This is a genomic window from Paraburkholderia bannensis NBRC 103871, assembly GCF_000685015.1.
Taxonomy (GTDB): domain Bacteria; phylum Pseudomonadota; class Gammaproteobacteria; order Burkholderiales; family Burkholderiaceae; genus Paraburkholderia; species Paraburkholderia bannensis.
Genome location: NZ_BAYA01000029.1, coordinates 77,993 through 99,174 on the forward strand (window position 1 = coordinate 77,993; position 21,182 = coordinate 99,174).

The 21,182-nt window shown below is 65.0% G+C and carries 15 protein-coding genes; 6 read left to right on the forward strand and 9 right to left on the reverse strand.

Annotated features, from left to right (window positions below; genetic code table 11):
* Positions 1-4: 4 nt before the first annotated feature.
* Genes BBA01S_RS31230 through BBA01S_RS31250 form a run of 5 tightly spaced genes read right to left on the reverse strand, consistent with a single transcriptional unit; the run spans position 5 to position 7,763 of the window.
* Positions 5-1,681: a cyclic peptide export ABC transporter gene (locus BBA01S_RS31230; protein WP_027819881.1), complete on the reverse strand. Its 1,677-nt coding sequence runs from the start codon at positions 1,679-1,681 to the stop codon at positions 5-7.
* 45 nt (positions 1,682-1,726) lie between these two features.
* On the reverse strand, positions 1,727-3,772 hold the full coding sequence (gene fhuB, locus BBA01S_RS31235) for a Fe(3+)-hydroxamate ABC transporter permease FhuB (RefSeq protein ID WP_042298198.1): 2,046 nt from the start codon (positions 3,770-3,772) through the stop codon (positions 1,727-1,729).
* Positions 3,769-4,686 (reverse strand): ABC transporter substrate-binding protein, encoded by a 918-nt coding sequence (locus tag BBA01S_RS43550; protein ID WP_052391975.1) that lies wholly within the window; start codon positions 4,684-4,686, stop codon positions 3,769-3,771. Before BBA01S_RS43550 ends, fhuB begins: the two co-directional genes overlap by 4 nt.
* Positions 4,686-5,516 carry an ABC transporter ATP-binding protein gene (locus BBA01S_RS31245; RefSeq protein WP_052391979.1) on the reverse strand — a complete coding sequence of 277 codons (831 nt, stop codon included), beginning with the start codon at positions 5,514-5,516 and terminating at the stop codon, positions 4,686-4,688. Before BBA01S_RS31245 ends, BBA01S_RS43550 begins: the two co-directional genes overlap by 1 nt.
* A 51-nt stretch (positions 5,517-5,567) precedes the next feature.
* Positions 5,568-7,763: a TonB-dependent siderophore receptor gene (locus BBA01S_RS31250; protein ID WP_027819884.1), complete on the reverse strand. Its 2,196-nt coding sequence runs from the start codon at positions 7,761-7,763 to the stop codon at positions 5,568-5,570.
* Between the two features lie 262 nt (positions 7,764-8,025).
* Between BBA01S_RS31250 and BBA01S_RS31255 the strand changes: the two genes are divergently transcribed.
* The 6 genes from BBA01S_RS31255 to BBA01S_RS31285 all read left to right on the forward strand — a co-directional run bounded on the left by BBA01S_RS31255 (position 8,026) and on the right by BBA01S_RS31285 (position 17,703).
* On the forward strand, positions 8,026-8,811 hold the full coding sequence (locus BBA01S_RS31255) for an AraC family transcriptional regulator (protein WP_027819885.1): 786 nt from the start codon (positions 8,026-8,028) through the stop codon (positions 8,809-8,811).
* Between the two features lie 62 nt (positions 8,812-8,873).
* Positions 8,874-9,902, forward strand: a complete 1,029-nt coding sequence (locus BBA01S_RS43555; protein ID WP_084162671.1) for an AraC family transcriptional regulator — start codon at positions 8,874-8,876, stop codon at positions 9,900-9,902.
* A 350-nt stretch (positions 9,903-10,252) separates the two neighbouring features.
* Positions 10,253-11,566, forward strand: coding sequence for a dicarboxylate/amino acid:cation symporter (locus BBA01S_RS43560; RefSeq protein ID WP_042298199.1), 1,314 nt, complete (start codon positions 10,253-10,255; stop codon positions 11,564-11,566).
* A 1,155-nt stretch (positions 11,567-12,721) separates the two neighbouring features.
* Complete coding sequence (locus tag BBA01S_RS31275; protein WP_027819886.1) at positions 12,722-13,804, forward strand: aromatic ring-hydroxylating dioxygenase subunit alpha; 1,083 nt, start codon at positions 12,722-12,724, stop codon at positions 13,802-13,804.
* 238 nt (positions 13,805-14,042) lie between these two features.
* Complete coding sequence (locus BBA01S_RS31280) at positions 14,043-15,014, forward strand: 3-oxoacyl-[acyl-carrier-protein] synthase III C-terminal domain-containing protein (protein WP_245641638.1); 972 nt, start codon at positions 14,043-14,045, stop codon at positions 15,012-15,014.
* 58 nt (positions 15,015-15,072) lie between these two features.
* Positions 15,073-17,703, forward strand: a complete 2,631-nt coding sequence (locus BBA01S_RS31285) for a response regulator (protein WP_042298200.1) — start codon at positions 15,073-15,075, stop codon at positions 17,701-17,703.
* Here the strand turns inward: BBA01S_RS31285 and BBA01S_RS43565 are convergent.
* From BBA01S_RS43565 to motB, 4 genes are all read right to left on the reverse strand, one after another.
* On the reverse strand, positions 17,646-18,899 hold the full coding sequence (locus BBA01S_RS43565) for a hybrid sensor histidine kinase/response regulator (RefSeq protein WP_042298201.1): 1,254 nt from the start codon (positions 18,897-18,899) through the stop codon (positions 17,646-17,648). The genes BBA01S_RS31285 and BBA01S_RS43565 overlap by 58 nt on opposite strands.
* A 276-nt stretch (positions 18,900-19,175) precedes the next feature.
* Positions 19,176-19,652 (reverse strand): PRC-barrel domain-containing protein, encoded by a 477-nt coding sequence (locus BBA01S_RS31300; protein WP_245641639.1) that lies wholly within the window; start codon positions 19,650-19,652, stop codon positions 19,176-19,178.
* A 153-nt stretch (positions 19,653-19,805) separates the two neighbouring features.
* The gene (locus tag BBA01S_RS43570) at positions 19,806-20,042 is read right to left on the reverse strand and encodes a hypothetical protein (RefSeq protein ID WP_042298202.1); all 237 of its coding nucleotides are present in this window, start codon (positions 20,040-20,042) and stop codon (positions 19,806-19,808) included.
* A gap of 73 nt (positions 20,043-20,115) precedes the next feature.
* Entirely contained in the window at positions 20,116-21,177 is a 1,062-nt protein-coding gene (gene motB / locus BBA01S_RS31310) for a flagellar motor protein MotB (RefSeq protein ID WP_027819890.1), read from the reverse strand.
* Positions 21,178-21,182 lie beyond the last annotated feature (5 nt).

The following is a 21,182-nucleotide window of genomic DNA, read 5'->3' on the forward strand; positions in this document are numbered from 1 at the left end:
CGGTTCAGCAAGTCGAACATGGCGTGGCGATACGGCCTTCCTCGATACTGACGATGCGATCAGCCACGTCGAAATAGCGGTCGTCGTGCGAAATCACGATCAGCGTCTTGCCCTGGCGCTTGAGATCCGGGAGCATTTCCCGATAGAAAATCCGCCGGAAAGTCGGATCCTGATCCGCGGCCCATTCGTCGAGGACGATGACCGGCCGCGCCTCCAGCCACGCGTGCACGAGAGCGAGCCGCTTGCGTTGTCCCGTCGATAGATCGGTGGTCGTAAATGCGCCTTCGCGTACCGATACCTTATGCGCGATCTGCAGGCGCTCCAGATACTTGCGCGCCTGGTCGCCCGGCACTGCCGCGCCTGGAATCAACGTATCGAACAGGTGATAGTCGGAGAACACTGCGGAAAACAGCTGTCGATAGTCATCGAGCCGTGCGTCGCTGACGGGCGCGCCGTCCACCTTCAAAAAGCCTTCATCGGGACGATACAAACCTAGCAGCAGCTTGATGAGCGTGGTTTTGCCGCTGCCGTTCTCGCCGACGATAAAGACCGTTTCGCCACGCCGGATCGTCAGGCTGAGCGGGCCGAGTTCGAAGCCGCGCTGAACGCGGCCCTGTGCGCCGCTGCTCGCATCGTGCTCGTCGAGCGGCGCATCGAATCGATAACGCACGTTGTCGAGTCCGATGCTGCTGAACTCCTCGAAAGGCGATCCGCCTTGCAGGTTGCGCGCCGCGGCGACGAGTGAAGGTTCCGGCGTCGAAAAGCGCGCCGACAGCGCCGCGATGCGCTGCAACGCCACCTGCGCGCGCCCGATCGACGGCAGCGCATTGACCAGTTCCTGAATCGGGCCTTTCATGTAGAGCAAGGCCAGCACGAAGCCGGTGACGACGGGCCGTTCTGCCGACGTCGCGTGCGTCTGGACGGCGAGTATCGCGCCGATGACGAGGAAATACAGCAGCGAGCCAAACGCATTTGCGCTGACAAAGACATTGGCGGCGCGCACGCGCAAGCGCGTGATCGTATCGATGGTGTCGCCCAGTTCGTGCCGGAACACATGGTCGCGGCGCGCGGCGTTAAGGCGCAATTCCCGCGCGCCTTCAGTGATCGCGCGGTAATGCTTTTGCAGGCGGTCTTCGGCTTCGCGCGCGGCGCCGAAGCGGCGAATCCCCACGCGTCGCGCGAGCGTCTGCACTGCCGTGCCCAGCGCAATCGCGACGAGCGCGAGCAGGAGCAGCGTCGGCGAAAGAACGAACAGATAGCCCAGCAGGCCGACAATCGTCGCGCAGGCAATCGCAAGGCTGGAAAACAGGAACGAAAAGGCGCTTAGCGTATCGATGTCCTGATTGAGCGTCGTGATGAGCCGGTGCGAGCGGAACTGTTCGATCTGGCTGATGGGCGCAGCAATAATCTTCGCGCTCAGTTCGCGCCGCAGCGTGGCGATCACGCGCTGGCCCACCACGTTGTTGCCGATATCCGAGATCACCTCGCCAGCCAGCGCGAGCGCGCACAGTGCGGCAAACGCGAGGATGAGCGCGGGGAACGCATCGGCGCCATCGCGCAGGGCGCGATTGGTCAGGGCGAGCAGGGCGGCGGTGGCGACGCCGCTCGCCGCGCCAAGCGTGGTCGCCAGCGCGGTGAGGGGCCAAAGACGCCTGAGCAGTCGGAAGAGTTCCGCGAGCATGGAATTTCCTGGGAGTTCGAATGTTTTGTGGGGAAGACGAAAGGGCTAGCGGCGGCGCGCGAGCAGCCACATGAGATACGGCGCGGCAATCAATGTGGCGACCAGTCCCGCAGGCAGTTCTCGCGGCATCAGCGCGGCGCGGCCCAGCCAGTCGGCGGCGATCATCGTGAGCGCGCCCAGCGGCGTGGCGATTGCCAGTTGCTGCGTGGGCGTGCGCGCGCCGAGCAGCCGCGCAAAATGAGGCGCGGTCAGGCCCACGAAGCTCAACGGGCCGATCAGCAGCGTCGCCGCGCTGGTAAGCGCGGCAATCAGCATGAGCAAGGCGGCGCGGGCGCGCGCCGTATTCACGCCGAGTGCGCGCGCCGGCGCATCGCCGAGCGGCAGAATGCGCAGCCAGCGTGTGCACAGCGGCGTGAGGGCGCCCAGCAGCAGGCAGGCCGCGAGCGCGAGCATCGCATCGGCGGGCGTCACGCTGTAGGTCGAGCCGGCGAGCCATTGCAGCAGAGATGCCGCGCGTTCGTTGCCGCCAGCGATTGCGACGGCCAGCACCGACTGGAACAGCGCGCCGATCGCAATGCCCGCGAGCAGCACGCGGTCGGGCGCAAAGCGCGAGCGGCGCGCGAAGCCCAGGATGGCGACGAGCGCGACGAGCGCACCTGCGCTACTTGCGGCAAAGCGTGCGCCGTGGCCGGCGTCTCCGTGCAGCACCACTAGCGCGATCAGGCCCAGCGCCGCACCGCCGCTCACGCCCAGTACTTCGGGGCTGGCGAGCGGGTTGCCGGTGAGTCGCTGCATGAGCACGCCAGCGGGCGCGAGCAATGCGCCCGCAGCGAGCGCGGCGAACGTGCGCGGCGCGCGCCAGACCGCCACGTGCGAAAACTGCGTCCAGGTCGCGAAATACCAGCCGTGCGGCCCGCGCCCGAAGTCGAGCGCCAAGGCCAGTGCCGCGATCGTTAGCACGGCCAGCAGCGCGCCGCGCCACCGCAACGCTCGGGCCGACGCCGCACGCAATGGTGTGCCGGTGTCGACGGGCGCGGGCAGGTGCGTGTTGCGGTGCAGGCGTGCGAGGAGTATGAGCATGAGCGGCGCACCGAACAGCGCGGTGGCCGCACCGGTCGGGAGCAGGTCGCCCATGAGGCCGGAAAAGCGCTGCACGGTCTGATCGGTGAGCCAGAGCAGCAGCGCCCCGCACAGCGGTGCGGCCACCAGCCGCTGGGCAAGCCGCCGCGCGCCTGCCAGCCGCGCGAGCGCGGGCGCCGCAAGGCCCACGAAGCCGATCACGCCGACGGCTCCCGCGACCGCTGCGCTCAACACGACGGCTAGCGCGAGCGCCGCGAGCCGCACGGCGCGCAGCGACATGCCGAGGCTGCGCGCATTCTCATCGTCGAGGCCAAAAAGCGTCATCGGGCGCAGCAGAAGCCAGGCGAGCGCGCCGCCGATGACCAGTCGCGGCGCGAGCATCGTGACATTGCTCCAGTCCTGTTGCACCAGCGAGCCGCCGCCCCAGATAAAGAGCGCACGCAGATAGGGCGCATAGAACAACTGCAAGGCCACGCCGATCGAGCCGCAATAAAGCGTCACGACCAGCCCGGCGACCGCGACCGTCGCGGGCGCGAGCGCGCTGCGCCACGCGAGCCCGAAGACCACCGCGGCGGCCAGCGTGGCGCCACCCAGCGCAAGCCATTGCGGCGCGGCGGCGCTGGCCCCGAGCAGGGCAGGCGCGACGAGCGTTGCGATCGTCAGGGCAAGCTGCGCGCCCGCGGAAACGCCGAGCGTCATCGGTTCGGCGAGCGGGTTGCGCAGCACTTGCTGGAAGATCGCGCCCGCGAGTCCCAGCAGCGCGCCGCTCAGCAGACTGACAACCAGGCGCGGCAGCCAGCTGTCGCGCAGGATGATGGCCTGCAGATCGTGAGCGCCACGCCACTGCGCAGCCGGGAGAATGGCTTGCGCATTGGCGGCGCTGAGCGCGAGCGCGGCGAGCACCATCGCGGCAAGCGCGAGGGCGACAAGCGCGGTTTGCCACGAGGGAGTGGTACGTAGTGTGCGTAGCGGCGACGGCGTCAATTGGCGCAAGGAACGGGTGAAATTCATGAACGAGCGGGTGCGACGGCAGACGCCGAACCGGCGATGAGAGTCGAAGTCAGCACATCGGCAAAACGTGCGGCCGATGGCAACATGCCGAAGCCCCAAAACGGCGGCAATGGCGCGACGCGTCCTGCCGCGACGGCCGGCAGCGCCTGCCAGAGCCGGTTGCCGGCGAGGGTGCGTGCAACGCCCGGCGGCAGCGGATCGAAGTAAAGCAGCTGGGCATCGGGTGCGGCGAGCGCTTCCAGGCCCGCGACGGCGATGCCCCAGTAATCGGTATTGCCGCGCCACGCATTGCGCACGTCGAGCGCATCCATCACGTCCTGGAACAGACTGCGCGCGCCATACACGCCAACGTGGCGGGTATCGAAGAATCGCATCACATAGAGCGGCCATGCGTGCGCGGCCCGATGCGCCGCCAGCCGCTCGCGGTTGCGCGCGAGCGATTGCGCCACCGTGGCGATCAGCGCCTCGCCGGCTTGCACGCATGCACACAGCCGCGCCACCGCGCGCGTCACGTCTACCGAATGCCGGTAGGGCGCGCCGGCATCCGTATAGACCGCGAAGGCATGCACGGGCGCGATGCGTTCGAGCATGTCGCGCTGCGACTCCTGGCTCGAATTGACGAGGATGAGATCGGGCGCGAGCGCCTGGATGAGTTCCAGGCTCGGCGCGAGACGCAGGCCCACATCGGCGACCGAAGCAGGCGCGAGCGGGTGCACGACGCTCGCGTTGTAATCGGCGACCTCTGCCGCGCCTACCGGCGTTACGCCCAGCGCGAGCAGCGTTTCGGCCAGGCCCCAGTCGAGCACCACGATGCGGGGCGCGGCGGCCCGCGCAAGCGAGCGCACCGGCATGGCGGCCCAGGTCAGCGCCAGTGGCGCGCTCGCGGCGCCGCGCAGAAAGTCCCGGCGCCGCATCAATGCGCCACGCCCAGCCAGCCGCCGCGCGGATGCGCGACGACGTCCATCGGAATACCGTAGATCGATTCGAGCGTATCGGCCTGCATGAGCGCTTGCGGCGTGCCGCGCGCGAGCAGGCGGCCGCTGTGCAGGGCGATCAGTTCGTCGCTGAAACGCGCGGCCAGGTTGATGTCGTGCAGCACGATCACCACCGTCAATCCGCGCGTGTCGGCGAGCGTGCGCAACAGGCGCAGCACGTCGATCTGATGCGCGATGTCGAGCGCGGATGTCGGCTCGTCGAGCAGCAGGCAATCGGCGCCCTGTGCGACCAGCATCGCGAGCCAGACCCGTTGACGCTCGCCGCCCGAGAGGCGGTCGGCGAGTTGCGAGGCGAAGCGCGCGGTATCGGTGAGTTCGAGCGCTTCGTCGATCTTCTCGCGATCCGTTGCGCTTAGCCGCCCGAGCGCGCCATGCCACGGATAGCGGCCGAGCGCCACCAGCTCGCGCACTGTCATGTCCGCGGCGGCGGGCGGATGCTGCGGCAAGTACGCGATACGGCGCGCGAACTCGCGCGCGGGCCACGCCGCAAGATCGCGGCCGAGCAGTTGCACACGCCCGCGCGATGGCGCCTGCTGGCGAGCCAGCAGTTTGACGAGCGTGCTCTTGCCCGAGCCGTTATGGCCGATCAGCGCGCTCATGCGCCCGGCTTCGAGCGTGAGCGTGAGCGGCGCAAGCAGCGCGCGGCCGTCCGCGGCGTCGAAGGCGGCGCCTTCGAGCGTGTAGAGGGCCTCAGGACTCCGGGGCGCGGCGGCGAGGCCGTCGCGCTGCGGATCGGACAGGACATGCAGGTCATTCAAGGCGATGGACTCCTTCGCGTAGGGCGATCTTTAGCGCAACGCTCACCAGCGGTAGCGCGCGGTCGCGAGCACTTCGGCGCCGTCGGCGTACGTGCAGGTCACGGCGCTGAAGCACGAAGCAATATAGGTGCGGTTGAACAGGTTCTTCGCGTTCAGCGAGAACAGCCAGTGCAGGCCGGTGTCGTAATGCACGGCGGCATCGACGAGCGTCACCGACGGCACGCGAATCGAATTCGACTCGTCATAGCTCGCGCCGATATAGCGCACGCCGCCACCGAAGCCCAGGCCGCGCAACGGCCCGCCATGCAGCGTGTAATCGAGCCACGCCGACGCGACATTGCGCGGAATCCCCCAGACGGTCTTGCCCTGCAGCGAGGTGGTCTGTCCGGTAATCGTCGTCGCCGTGTCGTTCGATTCGGTGGTGACGTCATTCAGATAGGTGTACGAAACAGCCAGATTCAGATTGTTCGTGAGGCTCGCGTGACCTTCGAGTTCGAGGCCGCGTGCGCGCACTTCGCCGGCCTGGGTCGAGTAGCCGCTATGCTCAAGATCCGAGGTCAGCACGTTGTGCTCGGTGAGGTTGAACAGCGACGCCGTAATGAAGCTGTTATAGCCCGGCGGCTGATACTTCACGCCGACTTCGTATTGCTGCGCCGTGGTGGGCTTCGCCATGCCGCCGCCGTAAAGCGTGCCGACCACCGGATTGAACGACTTCGAGAAGCTGGCGTAGGGCGCGAAACCGTTGTCGAACAGATAGACGAGGCCGGTGCGCCATGTGAACGCGCGCGCCGACTGCGATTCATAGCTGGCCGTGACGGGATTGTTGTCGTCGCCGTCGGCCCAGTCCTCGCGCGCGCCAATCAGGAAGCGCCACTTTCCCCACGCCATCTGGTCTTGCGCATAGACGCCAAGCTGCTTCTGGCGGATGTGATCGTAAGACGTCTCCGACGGCATCGTGTTGTTGCCGTAGACCGGCGCGAACACATCCAGCGACGGCGCGTCGAAACCCGAGCCCACGTCTTCGCCGTAGATCACGCGCTGGAAGTCGAAGCCGAACAGGATCGTGTGCGCGATGGGCCCGGTGTTGACCTTCGCCTGCGCCTGATTGTCGATCGTGAAGAACTTCGCGCTTTCGCGATTGAAGAACGTATAGCGGTTGAGTGTGGTGTTGGAACCCGATGCGTAGGCGTAGGGGAAGACGTTGGTGAGATCGTCCTTCACGTAGGTGTAGCGCGTGTTCTGGCGCACCGTCCACGTCGAGTCGAAGCGATGCTCGAACTGGTAGCCCACGCTGAACTGGGTGCGCGAGTGGCTATCGAATTCCGGGTCGCCCATGTTCGTATGCGACGAAATCTGCCCCGCCGGATTGCCCAGCACGGTGCCGACGGCGGGCACGAAGTTGTAGTAGCCCACGTCCGGATCGCGCTGGTATTTGGCCATCACGGTGAGCGTGGTGTTTTCGTCAGGCTTCCACGTGACGGCGGGCGCGACATAGATGTGCTTCTGGCGCGTGCCCTCGACCTGCGTGGCGCTGTCCAGACCCGTGGCCGTGAATCGGTAGGCGAGCTTGCCGTCGGACGTGATTGCGCCGCCCAGATCGACGCCGGCCTGCATGCGGTCGTGGCTGCCGGTCGTGAGGAACACTTCGTGGATCGGCTCGGTGGTGGGCTGCTTGCTGACCAGATTGGCTACGCCGCCGGGATTGGCCTGGCCGTACAGCACGGAAGCCGGGCCGTGCAAAACGTCGATGCGCTCCAGTCCGTACGTGTCGAAGTTCGGGAGCGCGTAGCCGTAGCTCGAATCGCTCGGCAGGCGCGCGCCGTCCAGAAACTGTTCGAGCGTGAAGCCGCGGCTGAGCAGATAGGGCGCGCTTGCGGAAGACGCGCCGCGCAGTTCCGGCAACACGCTAGCGGTGTAGCGCAGGGCTTCGGCGACGGTCTGTGCGCCTTGATCGGTCATCTGGTCGCGCGTCACCACGGAAACCGACTGGGGCGTCTCGATCAGCGGTGTGTCCGTTTTTGTGGCGGTCACGGCGCTGACTGGCACATAACCGTCGGCCGTGCCGGTCGCCGAGGATTCGCGTTTGCCGCTGATCTTGACCGTTGGCAGAGCAGTCGACGATCCCGCCGCGCTGCTATCTGTCGTGGCAGTTTGCGCATGCGCGCCCAGTGCGCCGCTCAAGAGGCAGAACAACAGCGTGTTGCTGAACGCGGTCGATACGCGAACCCCGGTTTTCATAAGTCGTTCCCTTTCTTTGATGAATGATAATGCGAATGATTCGTTTTACAAATTGTGAAACTGATGCGGCACTGCGCGGGGACACTCTTGGCGGCGGCTAAACGCGTTCAGACCGGTGGGGAACGGCTGCGGATTGACCGGATGTGCGGCAAGCCGTGACTTTAATCTGATACGCTGTCTCTAGTCAGGACAATTTTTCCGCTGATTTGGTCAAATATGTCCTGATTGATTCACAAAATAGAAAAAGTGAACCAGACAAGACATGTCCTCAGCAAAATTACAGACCTTCGGCGCTGGCATGGCGGCCCGCAAGGTGATTCCGCAGTCGCTGGATTACGCGGATGGCGCGCGTGAAATTGCCCATATTCATCATCGCGCGCAACTGATCTACACCACCAGCGGGGTTGTCCGGATCATGACGCCGGACAGCCTCTGGATCGTCACGCCGGCCCATGCGCTGCTGATTGGCTCGCAGGTCGAGCACGAACTTTCCATGCTCGGCGACGTGTCGTTGCGCACGCTCTATATCGATCCGGCCGCGCTGGCGGTGCCGGAGCCGCACTGCCGCCCGATCGTTGCGGGCGAGTTGTTGCGGGCGGCGCTGCTTGGGCTGTGCGCCGCCAGTGCGGACGCGGCGGGTAGTCGGCGTGCCGCCCTGCTCGAACCGCTTCTTCTCGATCTGCTCGACACCGCCGCGCGTGCGGACGAAGTCACGCGCCTGCCTCTGCCGACTGAAGAGCGGCTGCGCCACATCTGCTCAAGCCTGATCGCGCAGGCGGCGAACAACGAGACGCTGGATCAATGGGCAGAGAACGTGGGCGCCAGCGCCCGCACGATCGCGCGGCATTTTCGCAGTGAGACCGGCCTGAGTTTCGGCGAGTGGCGCGAGCAGTTGCGCATGGCACAGGCGAAGTCGTGGCTTGCGGTCGGACACGCGCCCGCCGATATCGCCCGCGAACTGGGTTATGCCGACGCGCGCACCTTTGCGGTGATGTTCCGGCGTGCGAGCGGCGTGACGCCACAGCAATTTCTGGAGCGCGCGCCATGACTGGCTGGATGGCCCGTCATCCTCAACGGGCCAAAGACCCCATCGGATAGAGGCCGCCCGCGATGCTCGCGGCTGGACTTTCGTCGACGATCCGCAAGCTGTACGTTAATGATAATGCTTCTTATTCACTTGGTGGGGTTATAATTCCCACGACGAAAACGTCGCGGGCAAACGGTGGGCCAAACCAGACAATTTTGTCCGGATCGAGTGTTATGAAGGGATTTTCGAGCAGAGTGGACAGCGCGGACGTTGTGGACACCGAACAGACTGGGCAGACCGGGCCGGGCGAGCCAGCACTTGCCAGCGCCGGTTCGCCAAAGCGCCCGTTGCCCGCTGTCTTTGGCGAGGCGATCGAGTACGAATCGGGCGCGCGTGAAAGCACGCACACACATCCGCGCGCGCAGTTGCTCTACGCCACCAGCGGCCTGATTCGCGTGCGTACGCCCGCCGCGAGCTGGGTGGTGACACCCAATTGCGCGATGCTCGTTCCGCCGCGCATCGAACACGCACTGGAGATGGTCGGCAAGGTCGGATTCCGCACGCTTTATGTCGAGCCGTGCCCGATGTGCGGGACTAACGAGGGCCGCCTGCTGCCCGTCAGCGCCCTGTTGCGCGAGGCGATCCTCGCGATGGTCGGCGAACCATTGCATCCGCGTCCACCTGGCAGTCTCGCCGATACACTCACGCAGTTGATCGTCACCCTGCTCAGCACGGCCGCGCCGGGTGACGAGCGCCTGGGCCGCTTACCGCTGCCGCAGCATCCGCGGCTGCTGCGCATCTGCCAGGCGTTGATGGCGCAACCGGACAACAACGATTCACTGGATGATTGGGGCGACCGTTTCGGCGCGAGTTCACGCACGCTCGCGCGGCATTTCCAGCGCGAAACCGGCATGCCGTTTGCAAGGTGGCGCGAGCAGATGCGCGTATCCGAAGCGATGTGCCTGTTGTCGACCAACACGCCGATCGACGAAGTTGCCCGCTATCTCGGTTACGCCGACGCCAATTCTTTCTCCGCCATGTTCAAGCGCGTACTGCAGATGACGCCGCTGAAATACCAGTCGATGATGCACGGCGCCGCTTTCGAAGCTTAGCCAGCGCAATACGATCGCGCGCGAGCTATCGACTCGCGTGGCACTTTTCTATTCTATTTCGATGTATTGTCTGCGCCCGCAGACGTCCCCCTGAGATAGCCGGGTTCCCGGCATTCATCGCTAATTTCCGCGAAGCAAACGTCCTTTTTTCTGTTCCCAAATCAAATCGGCTTGCACCAAACCAGAATTCATTTGCGTCTCACCACGCCCGCTCCCACCCAACCAGGGTTTTTGGCAGGATTGCAACACTTGATGCGAAGAAGTAGAGTGTCGCAACAATTGGTTTACTGTCGAAATGTAGGGCCGCATGGGTGTCGGGCTACGTGATCCGGCCGAGGAGAAAAGACGCAATGAAACGCTTGAAGCTGACGACCTGGATCGTCATTGGGATGGTGCTCGGGATTGCCACGGGCTACGCCTGTCATCGCGCGATTGGCGACGTGCAGACGCTCAAGTCCGTCGCCGATGCCTTCGGCCTCGTCACCGACCTGTTCCTGCGGCTCATCAAGATGATCGTCGCGCCGCTCGTGTTCACGACACTCGTGGTGGGCGTGGGCAAGATGGGCGACGCAAAGGCGGTGGGGCGCATCGGCGTGCGCACGATCGCGTGGTTCCTGGGCGCGACGTTCGTTTCGCTGCTGCTGGGCGCGCTGGTGGCGAACTGGCTCCAGCCGGGCGCGGGCCTGCATCTGCCGCTGCCCGACGCGCACGCAGCCACCGGCATCCAGGCCGGTTCGATCTCGCTCAAGGAATTCCTCACGCACCTCGTGCCCAAGAGCATCGTGCAGGCGATGGCCGAAAACGAGATCCTGCAGATCGTTGTGTTCGCAGCGTTCTTCAGCCTCGGCATCATCGCGATCGGCGAGCCTGCGAAGGGCATTGTTTCGTTACTCGAACAGATTTCAGCGGTGATGTTCAAGGTCACCGGCTACGTGATGGCGTTCGCGCCGGTGGCCGTGTTCGCGGCGCTGGCGCACGTGGTCGCCGTGCAGGGCCTGGGCGTGCTGCTCAGCTATGGCACGTTCATGGGCGTGTTTATCGGCGCGCTGGTGTTGTTGTGGTGCGCGATTGTGGGCGCGGGCGCTCTGGTGCTCGGTGGCCGCGTGTTCGGCCTCGTGCAGGCCGTGCGTTTGCCGATGCTGCTGGCGTTCAGCACGGCAAGCAGCGAATCGGCGTATCCGAAGCTGCTGGAGCAGCTCGAACGCAGCGGCGTGCCGCGCCGTATTTCGAGCTTCGTGCTGCCGCTGGGCTATTCGTTCAACCTCGACGGATCGATGATTTATTGCACCTTTGCGACGCTGTTCATCGCGCAGGCCTACGGCATTCATCTGTCGTTCATGCAGCAGGCCACGATGCTGGCGATCCTGATGCTCACGAGCAAGGGCATGGCGGCGGTGCCCAAAGCTTCGCTCGTGGTGATCGCGGCGACGCTCGGCCAGTTCAACATTCCCGAAGCGGGCCTGCTGCTGATCATGGGCGTGGACACGTTCCTGGACATGGGCCGCACGGCGACCAACGTGCTTGGCAACAGCGTGGCCGCAGCGGTGGTGACGAAGTGGGAAGGGCAGCTGGGCGCGGTAATGAGCGACGAAGAATACGAGGCGCTCGTGAGTGAACGCGAACAGGCGGGCGGCGAAGCCCGTGCAGAGGGCGCACTGGCTTGAAAAGCGGGCGAAAGCCGAAGAAGGCAAGAGGTCAAGGCTTGCTCGCGCAGGCCGGCCTTGACCGTCGATCACGCACGCAGCGTGTCAGGCTGCGATCAGGCCAGGCTCAACACCACACGACGCGGTCGTACGCCACGGTACGCCGGTACACGTTCTTGCCGCGCCAGCTCGAAAATTCCATGTAGGCACATTCGAGCACCAGGATCCAGTTCGTTACGCGCATTGCCTTCCCCATCGTTGGTTTGAATGCAGAGCCAGTCTAGGGCCGCGTCATGCGAGGCGAATCCTCGAGCAAGCGCGTTTTGACCGCTCAATTCAGGCATTCGTACCGAAGCCCCGACGCCTCGGTGAAGTTCTTACCGTGCTGCACCGCAACTCCGGTGCCTGCTCCTGCCGTGCCGGATTCTCCGGCTGTTCCGCCCCTTTGATTGCGTGGCGGATATCGGCGATCTTCGGGCGTTTCCCGGACGCTTCGCCAATCATCGATCTACTCGCACGACCACTCCGTGCGCTTGCGGACGTTGCGCTGCAAAAATGCCGGCTTTTTCGTTGTGCGCGCACCCGATGCGTAGCCGCTTTAGCTGCCGATCTGGCTGCCGGTGTTTCGCCGATATGGCGGTTAAGCGCGAAACCTGCACCATAAAAATGCGGGTCATCGTGCCCTTATCCGTCAAGATCGCCGCGTTTTCGGCCAGGGGCGCCGCGCAGGCAAAACGAGCCGCTATGCTTGCTCTGTCGCATCGCCCGCTCCTGCAATCGACGCGATGTTGTGGCGTGTCATGTGACGCTTCATATGACGCCTCACGTCACCTTCCCAGCCCACTTTTTTCTTGCGTTTCCTTACTGGCAAACGCAGCGTCTGCACCGTTTATTCCGTATTCAGCCGATGCGCGCATCGCCCGCGCGCTCGCGTGCGGTCCCGAGATGGCCTCCCCCGCCGTCTCGCTCTTCACCTGCCGTGTCCGCGAGGGACGGCAGGTTTTTTTCTGGTGCGCGGCGCTGGCGGACTTTGTGCCGTGCGCGCGAACATGTCGTGCGGCAAGCGCGCGTATTAGACTGGCGCGACGAGCTAGTGGGGCAGTACCGCAAGCGCACTGCAACGTCCCGCTCGCGCCATCGTTCTACGCTTTTCACGCGCATCGCCGCACACAGTTCATGCTCAAGAATCTCTGGTACGTCGTGGCCGCTTCGGCCGATCTGCGCGACGCGCTTTTGCCTGTCACGGTGCTCGGCCATCGCTTCGTCGCGTATCGCGACGCGACGGGCGCGGCGCGCGTGCTGTCCGATATCTGCGTGCACCGCGGCGCGTCGCTGAGCGCGGGCCGGCGCGTCAACGGCGAAGTCCAGTGCCCGTATCACGGCTGGCGCTATGGCGGCGACGGCGTATGCACGCACATTCCCGCGCAGCCGGACGCGCGCGTGCCCGCCAAAGCGCGCGTGGACGGCTATCCCGTGATCGAGCGGCACGGCTGGGTCTGGGCGTTCCTCGGCGACCTGCCGCAGGCCGAACGCCCGCCGTTACCCGCGCTCGACTGGGCCGACGATCCCAGCGTGCGCGTGATCCACGGCACGTTCGACTGGCGCGCCAACTGGGAGCGCATCGTCGAAAACGGCCTGGACTTCGCCCATGCGCCGTTCGTGCATGGCAGTTCATTCGGCGCGCCCGATCGCCCGGAAATCGACAGCGTCGAAGTCGGCGGGGCGAGCGACTGGGGCGCGCATGCGCAACTCGTGATGCGCCGCCCGGTGCGCAAGGGCCTGCTGCGCCGCAAGCCCACGGGCGAGCACGTGGACGTCATCACGCAGACGGGTTTTCACCTGAGCGGGCCGTGCGCGACGCTCGAACTCACGCTCGGCAACGGTTGGCGGATTTTCATTGCGTCGGCGCATGTGCCGGTGGATGCGCTGCACACGCGCACGTACTGGATGATGGGCCGCACGTTCCTGAAGCAGGGGATCTGGGACGGGCGTTTCCGGCAGCGCAATCTGCGCATTTTCGCCGAGGATCACGCGGTGCTCGAACGCATCAGACCGGCGTGCGTGCCCGAGGGCTGGCAGAGCGAAGTGTCGGTGAAGTCGGACGCGTTGCAGATTGCGTTCCGGCAGCGCGTGCGGGCGCTGGAACAGCGCGGCTGGCTGGTGAACGAAGCGGCGCAGGACGACGCGCGCCGCGAGGTGAAGGTGATCGCCTGCCCGGCGCGCCGCGAAGTGAGCACATGGGCGCTGGAGGCTTGTTGACCGTTTGCTTCGCCATGGAAAGTTTTACCTGGGCGAACGAAAAGGAAATCGTGATACACGGTGGGGGCGCTTTTTTACCTGGCTGCGATGGCGGCATTCAAGGCATGCATCGCATGCAAGGTAGAACGCGCACGCAACGTTACTCATCCATCACGCTTTTCACGGGATATACATGCTTATCAAGAACATAGCCGTCAGTCTGCCTTCGAAAGTCGTTACGAACGAAGAGGTCATTGAAATGATCCGCTCGCACTCGGTGGGATTCGACGGCGAGATCGATCGCAGCCTGCGGACCATAAAAACCCTGCTGGACCGCAGCGGCCTGGTGACCCGCCGCTGGTGCGAAAGCCACGAATCGCCGATCGACCACGTGGCCATGGCGACGCGCAAGGCGCTTTCGGAAAGCTATCTGCGCCCCGAACATATCGAGTTGTTTATTTTCGTCGGCATCGGGCGCGGCTTTCTCGAACCGGGCAACAGCCACATGATGGCGAGCGCGCTGGGCTTCGTGAACGCCGAATGTTTCGACGTCGTTGATGCGTGCATGAGCTGGACGCGCGCGATGTCGCTGGTCGACAGCCTGTTCAAGTCCGGTCAGTACCGCAACGCGCTGATCGTGAACGCCGAATTCAACATGCTCGCGGGCGGCCCGCTCTATCCGGCGAATTTCGCCTTGAAGAATCACGCGCAGATCGAATACACGCTACCATCATTCACGATCGGCGAAGCGGCCACCGCCACGCTGGTGGTGCCGACACAGCCCGATAATTTCGAGTTCGTATTTCGCGGCAAGCCCGCCGCAGCCGACTTTTGCACGATCCCCATTCACGGCTACGAGGGCTATTGCCACCCGACCGAACGGGTCGGCCGAAACGGCGATATGCGCTTTACATCGTATGGCCACGAGCTGCACAAGAACTCGGATGAAATCACGGAAGTATTCGGCAAGCTCAAGGTGCCGAAATCGGAAATCGACGTAGTTTTCACGCACGCGTCATCGAAGGCCGCATGGCATGGTTACGGCGTGAAAGCGGGGATCGAGGACAAGATGTTCCACATCTATCCGGAGACCGGTAATCTTGTATCCGCGTCGATTCCCGCCGCGCTGGCAATGGCGAAAGACAGCGGCAGGCTCAAGCGCGGCGACCGGGCCGCGTGCTGGGTCGGCAGCGCCGGCATGTCGTTCAACGTGAGCAGCTTCCGGTTCTGAGGCAGCAATACAACAAGAGACTGAGATGAAAGCCATAGCAGGGGGCGCCCGATTAGTGATGCAGCGGATCCGCGACGCTTACCACGTCTCGGACTACAGCGTGCTTGCCGTCGGGGTGATCGGGACGTTCGGCCATCCGCTTTACTGGGTCTGGTGGACGTATATCGATCCGCAGCCGAACGAGAGCGCCTTGCTGCGCTTTATCGGCTCGTTTGCGTGCCTGCTGTTGCTGCTGAGGCGTTTCTGGCCCGCTTCCATCAAGCGCTTCCTGCCGTGGTATTACTTCGGAACGGTGGTGTACACGCTGCCGTTCTTTTTCACGTATTACCTGCTGGCCGGCCATTACTCGATGCTCTGGTCGATGGCCGAACTGGGCATGGTTTTTTTCCTCATTGCGATATTCCCGTCGTATATCGCCTTGACGGTCAATCTGGCCATCGGGATTGGACTGGCCATCGTTTCTATTGCATTCGTCGATCCTGCCGCATTGCAGGTCGACTCGCACCTGCTGCTGTTTGTCTATCTGCCGGTGTTCGCTTTCGGCATTTGCGCGGGCGTCACGTTCAGCCACAGCAACATGAAGGGCATTACGGCCCAGGCAAAAAGCGAGGCGCTGCGCGCGCTCGCGGGCACGATCGCGCACGAGATGCGTAACCCGCTGAGCCAGCTGCGCTACGTGCTCGACCGCATCGACGACGGGCTCGCCGGCATGGAGGCGCCGGCGCAGACCTCCGGCGCGATGGCGTCGCTCTCGCAACACCTGACCCATGGCCAGATCGCGATCGATCGCGGGCTGCGCATTATCGCCATGACGCTCGACGAGGTCAGCGCCAAGCCGCTGCGCACCAACCAGGTCAGCTACCTGAGCGCCGCCGCGACCACCCGCAAGGCGCTCGACGAATACGGCTTCAACGATGCGAAAGAGCGCGGCCGCGTGGCGCTGGTCGTGATCGAAGATTTTATTTTTGGCGTCGACGAAACGGTTTATCTGTTCACGCTGTTCAATCTGATTCGCAACGCGCTGCATCACATGGGCACGCGAGCACAGGCGAAGCTGACGATTACCGTCGACCTCCATGTCGTGACCGTGCACGACACCGGGCCGGGCATCGCGCCGCAGACCATGACGCACCTGTTCGCGCCGTTTCGCACCCACGGCAACGCGGCGGGCACGGGGCTGGGCCTGGCCTACTGCCAGCGCGCGATGCGCTCGTTTGGCGGCACCATCACCTGCGAATCGGAAGTCGATAAATTCACGCAGTTCACGCTGACGTTTCCGCCAGTCGCCGAAAGCCGGATCGCAGACCAGCGCCAGCAGGTGCTCGCGCGCGCGGCCGAGTTCTTTGCGGGCAAGCGCGTCTTGATCGTCGATGACGACGAGAGCCAGCGTTCGCGCGCCGCGCTCGCTTTCACGGGCGTGCACGCGCTCGTGAGCGAAGCCGAAAGCGGCGAGGCTGCGATCGCCATGCTGCAGGAAGGCCCGACCATCGACCTCGTGCTGATGGACATCAACATGCCGGGCATCGACGGTTACACGGCCACCGAGGCGATCCGTTCGGGCGGTCACGAGACCAACGCGAACGTGCCCATCGTCGCCTGGTCGGTCGAGCCGCCGGGCGTGGCCGCCATGCTGGCGCGCAACGCGGGCATGGACGACATGATCGGCAAGTCGAGCAGCGCCATCGAATTCCTCACGTCGCTGCAGGCGATCATGGAAAGCGGGGCGCGCAACAGCCGGCGCGCGCGCTTTGATGGTTTCGCGGGACGCCTGATCGTGCTCGCCGACGACGACACCTACAGCCGCCTGATCGCCAAGAGCTATCTGGAGCGCTGCGGTGCGGAAGTGCTCGAAGCCGAGCATGGCCAGCAGGTGCTCGACCTGCTGAAGAACGGCAGAAGGGTGGATGCGGTCGTGATCGACCTGAACATGCCAGGCATGGGCGGCCTGGAAACGGCGCGGCAGATTCGCGCGATGGAGGGCCCGCACGCGAAGCTGCCCATCGTGGCGCTGACGGGGCAGTCCGATGTCGATGCGTTGCGCGCCTGCATGGCGGCGGGCATGAACGAAGTGATGGTCAAGCCGGTGCGGGTGGGGGCGCTTTATGCCAGCCTGTCGCGGCAGTTCGCGCACACGCGCGGCGCCAACGGGCGCGCGAACGGCCATGCGCCGAAGCCAACGCCCGCGCCAGGGGCGGCGAAGGCCGTGGATGCGCCAAAGGCGCCGGTTGTGTCGATCGTGTCAGGCACGCGGAAGGCACCGCCTGCGCCGCAAGTCCCGCCTGCGGCCAGCGCCGAAGCCGCTCAGGTCGCCGACGAAGATCTGCTCGACGCGATGCAGCTCGATGAACTCGCTTCGCTGGGCTTGCTCGACCCGAGCTTCCTGAAGGGCATCGCGCAGATCCGCGCACTGCTCGCCGAAATCGCCACGCACGCCCGCGCGCAGGACGGCCGGGCGCTGCATCATGCGATGCATATCCTGCTGGGCGTGAGCGGCAATATCGGCGCGAAGGCGCTGCATGCCTACGCGCGGCGGCTCTATCCGGAGATGCAGGACGGCAGCCTGCCCAGCGAGGCAGGCTGGCTCGACGCGCTATCCGCGCTGGGCACGCGCTCGGCGGACGCGCTGCAAAGTTACTTCGTGGTGGTGACGGGATTCGGCGACTCGCGCCGCACATTCGCGGACGACTGACGCGGCTCGGTCAGGGCAGCGTCGTCCGCCGCCACGGCTGCGGGCGTATCGCCGAAACACATGGTCACCGTGGTGCCTTCGCCCCACGTCGAATCGATCTTCAGGCTGCCGCGCAACGAGCGCATGACGCGGTTGCAGAAAATCATCCCCATGCCGTGCCCGCCGTCCTGCGCATGGGTGGTGACCGGGTCGCGCAGCAGGCGCGCCTGCACCTCGGGGGGAATGCCCGTGCCGTTGTCGTGCACGCGAATCTGCGGCGCCGCTCCGCCGACGATCTCGATGCGCAGCGCGGGTTCGGCGGTCCTGGCCAGCGCACGCAGCGCGTTGGCCAGCAGCGACGACAGCACCAGCACCACGCAATTGGGCATGGAGTGCACGACGAAGTCCGACTTCAGGTCAACGCTGATCCAGTCGCGTTGCGAGGCCGAAAACGGCCAGCTGTCGAGCAGTGCCTCGACGAGCCTGGTGGCGGTGGCGTCGCGCCCGGCTTCCGGCGCGAGCGACGCGGTGCTCGAACTCCGGTTGAGCGTGTCCCAGAACGACGAAATCAGCGACATGCAGTACTGGGCGTTATTCAGCATCAGCGTGGCGGCCTGCGCGATATTGGCCTGGGTCTCGGCCTGCAGCGCTGCCTGCGTTCCGGACTGTGTGCCGGCCGGCCCTGACGGCGCGCCCAGGTCGGCGACGTTGTTCTGCACGTTGCCGGCAGACAGTGCAATGGTGGCAAGCGGCGTGTTCAGTTCGTGAGCGAGAAACGCCAGCGTTTCGTTCATTGCGAGCAGGCGCTGCTGATGCGCCTCGCGCTCGCCATGGCGCGACAGCGCTTCGCGCACGACGCCGCGGATCGCGCTCACGCGCAGCGGCTTCTCCAGCACGCGGAACACATTGCCCGAGTTCACGGTCTGCAGCAGCATGTCCTTGTCTGCATAGGCGGTGACAAGAATGCCGACGATGTGCGGATAGCGCTTTGCGGCCTCGCCGAGCAGGCTCGCGCCGTCGTCGGTGGGCATGCGAAAGTCGCTGACCAGCACGGCGATTTCAGCGTGATGGCGCGCGAGTATCGCCATGGCTTCGTCGGCGCTGCGCGCGAGATGCAGGGGCCACGCGCCATCGATCGCCCGTTCGAAATGGACACGCGACAGTTCGTCGTCGTCGACGAAAAGAATGGAAAGCGGCGCAGCGGAAGGCTGGGTCATCGTGATCCCGGTCGATGAACGTGAGTCAGTGGCGGCTGGCCGCGCCGGTTCAATTCATTTCGATTCGCTTCGATTCGATTGATTCGCGAAACGCCTGAGCGGGCGGTCGCGAAAGTATTTATGCGTGGCGAATCGGAAGTGCGGGCAGGCCAGATAATCACAGGAATGATAGCCTGGCCAACGTCAAAGCACGTTTGCCGCACGGTGCGCGAACGCCATGCCGCCCTGTTTCGAGCGGCATGGCGGCGGGTTACGTCGAATCTCGGGCGAGCCCGCCTAGTGGTGGCCCAGGTCGTCGCGCGGCGGCACGATGGGCTCGACGCCTTCCCAGTACGGCTCGCTGCCGTAGTACGCGTGAACCGTGCTGCCCCACTTGGCGTCGGCCATCGACGGCCATTGATCCTTGTCGAATCCTGGCGCGCTGCGCACGCGTTCCGCCGATACGTTGAGCAGGAAGCACTTGCGGCTCGTGTCGAGCGTCAGCGCGTTCCAGGGAATTGCCAGCAGCTTGTCGCCGATGCCGAGAAAACCGCCGCTCGACATCACCACATAGGCGATGCGTCCGCCTTGCACGTCGAGCATGATGTCCTTGACCTTGCCGACTTCTTCGCCGTCCGAACTAAGGATCTTGTCGCTGTCGAGCGTGCTGGCGGCCATGACATCGGGGCCGGGGCCGGCCGCCGTGGCTGCGCCCTTGCCGACAATGCGTGCGCCGCCGCCGGTGGGCATGGGATTGGGAGTAAAGGTGGGCATGTCCGTCTCCTTGCTTGAGGCACTTCGTTGGGTTCGGCCGGGCCGAAATGGCCCGACCGCCGTGCCTTCTCTAGCGCAATGTGCGTGCCGCGAGGCGGCGGTCTGCGCGAGACCTGGAAACGAGACCTGGAAACGAGACCTGGAAACCGCGGATCAGCCGACCGGCGTCTCGCCTTCGCCGGACTGCTTGCCGGGACGGTTGGCGGGCGACTGCTTGCGTCCTTCGTCGTGACGTTCGGGCATCTTGCTGCGCGCGTCGTCGTTGTGTTGCGCGGGTTGGGGATGGCGCAGCGCTTCTTCGTGCGCCTGCATTTCAGCGCTTTTTTCGTGGTCGTCCTGGGCCGGTTCCTGCGCGTTTTCCGGCTTGTCCTGCTGGGCGTTCGCGTTCATGGCATTGCTCCCTCTGAAGTCCACCGGAAAGACCCGGTCGATGCCATGACGCTCCGCAAGGACTGCGCCCGGATCAGGACGACGCGCGGGTCTTCACGCTGGGCGTCGTGGTCGTGCCGACGGTGATGCCGGTCTTCGGGGCGACGCTTGCCGCAGCGGCGGGGACGATGTGCGGGGCCGGAGCGGGCGCCGCATTTTGAGCCGGATTCGGAGCCCCATTCGTTTGAGTACCCGCAGTGAGATGCCCGGCATTCTGGAAGAACGCACGCTCGGCGGCCTTGTTCATCACGAGGATGCTGATGCGCCGGTTCAGCGCGCTATCGGCTTCGCCCTTGTCGAGCGGCAGCACATCGGCGAGGCCGCGCACCTGCAGCAGCCGGTCTTCGCGCAGGTGGCCCGCGACCAGCGCGCGGCGCGCCGCGTTGGCGCGCTCGCTCGACAGTTCCCAGTTCGAGTAGCCCGCAAGGCCGCCCGAATACGGCACCGAATCCGTATGTCCCGCAATCGACACGCCGCTGTCCACGTCGTTCAGCGCGCTGCCGATCTCGACCAGGATCGCGTAAGCGTAGTCCTCCAGCTTCGCGCTGCCGGTCGCGAACATCGGCCGCTTGAGCGAGTCGACGACCTCGATGCGCAGGCCTTCGTCCGTGATGGTCACGCGGATCTGATCCTTGAACGCGCTCAGCGCGGGCTTTTGCTCGATCAGTGCGGACAGCCGCGCCTTCAGTTGCGCGAGGCGCGTCTGGTCAGCGGTTTCGCCGGACGCGAGCGACACGGCGCGCGTGGCGGCCGGCTGCGCATTCGCGCCGCCCACGGCAGGCAGCTTGTTCGCCAGGTCGTGGCCGCCGCCGTTGATGATGCTCGGGCTCGGATTCGCCGAATTGGGCTTGCCGCCCAGCATGCTCGACAGCGGCGTGTTGAAGTACTTCTCGATGCCGTCGCGGTCATATTGCGAGGTCGATCCCAGCAGCCACATGAGCAGGAAGAACGCCATCATCGCCGTCACGAAATCGGCATAGGCGATCTTCCATGCGCCGCCGTGATGGCCCTCATGGCCCCCCTTCTTCACGCGGCGCACGATGACCGGGGGCTTGCTGCTCTGGCTGTCCTGCGCGCCGCGCGGTCGCTCTGCCATGTCGT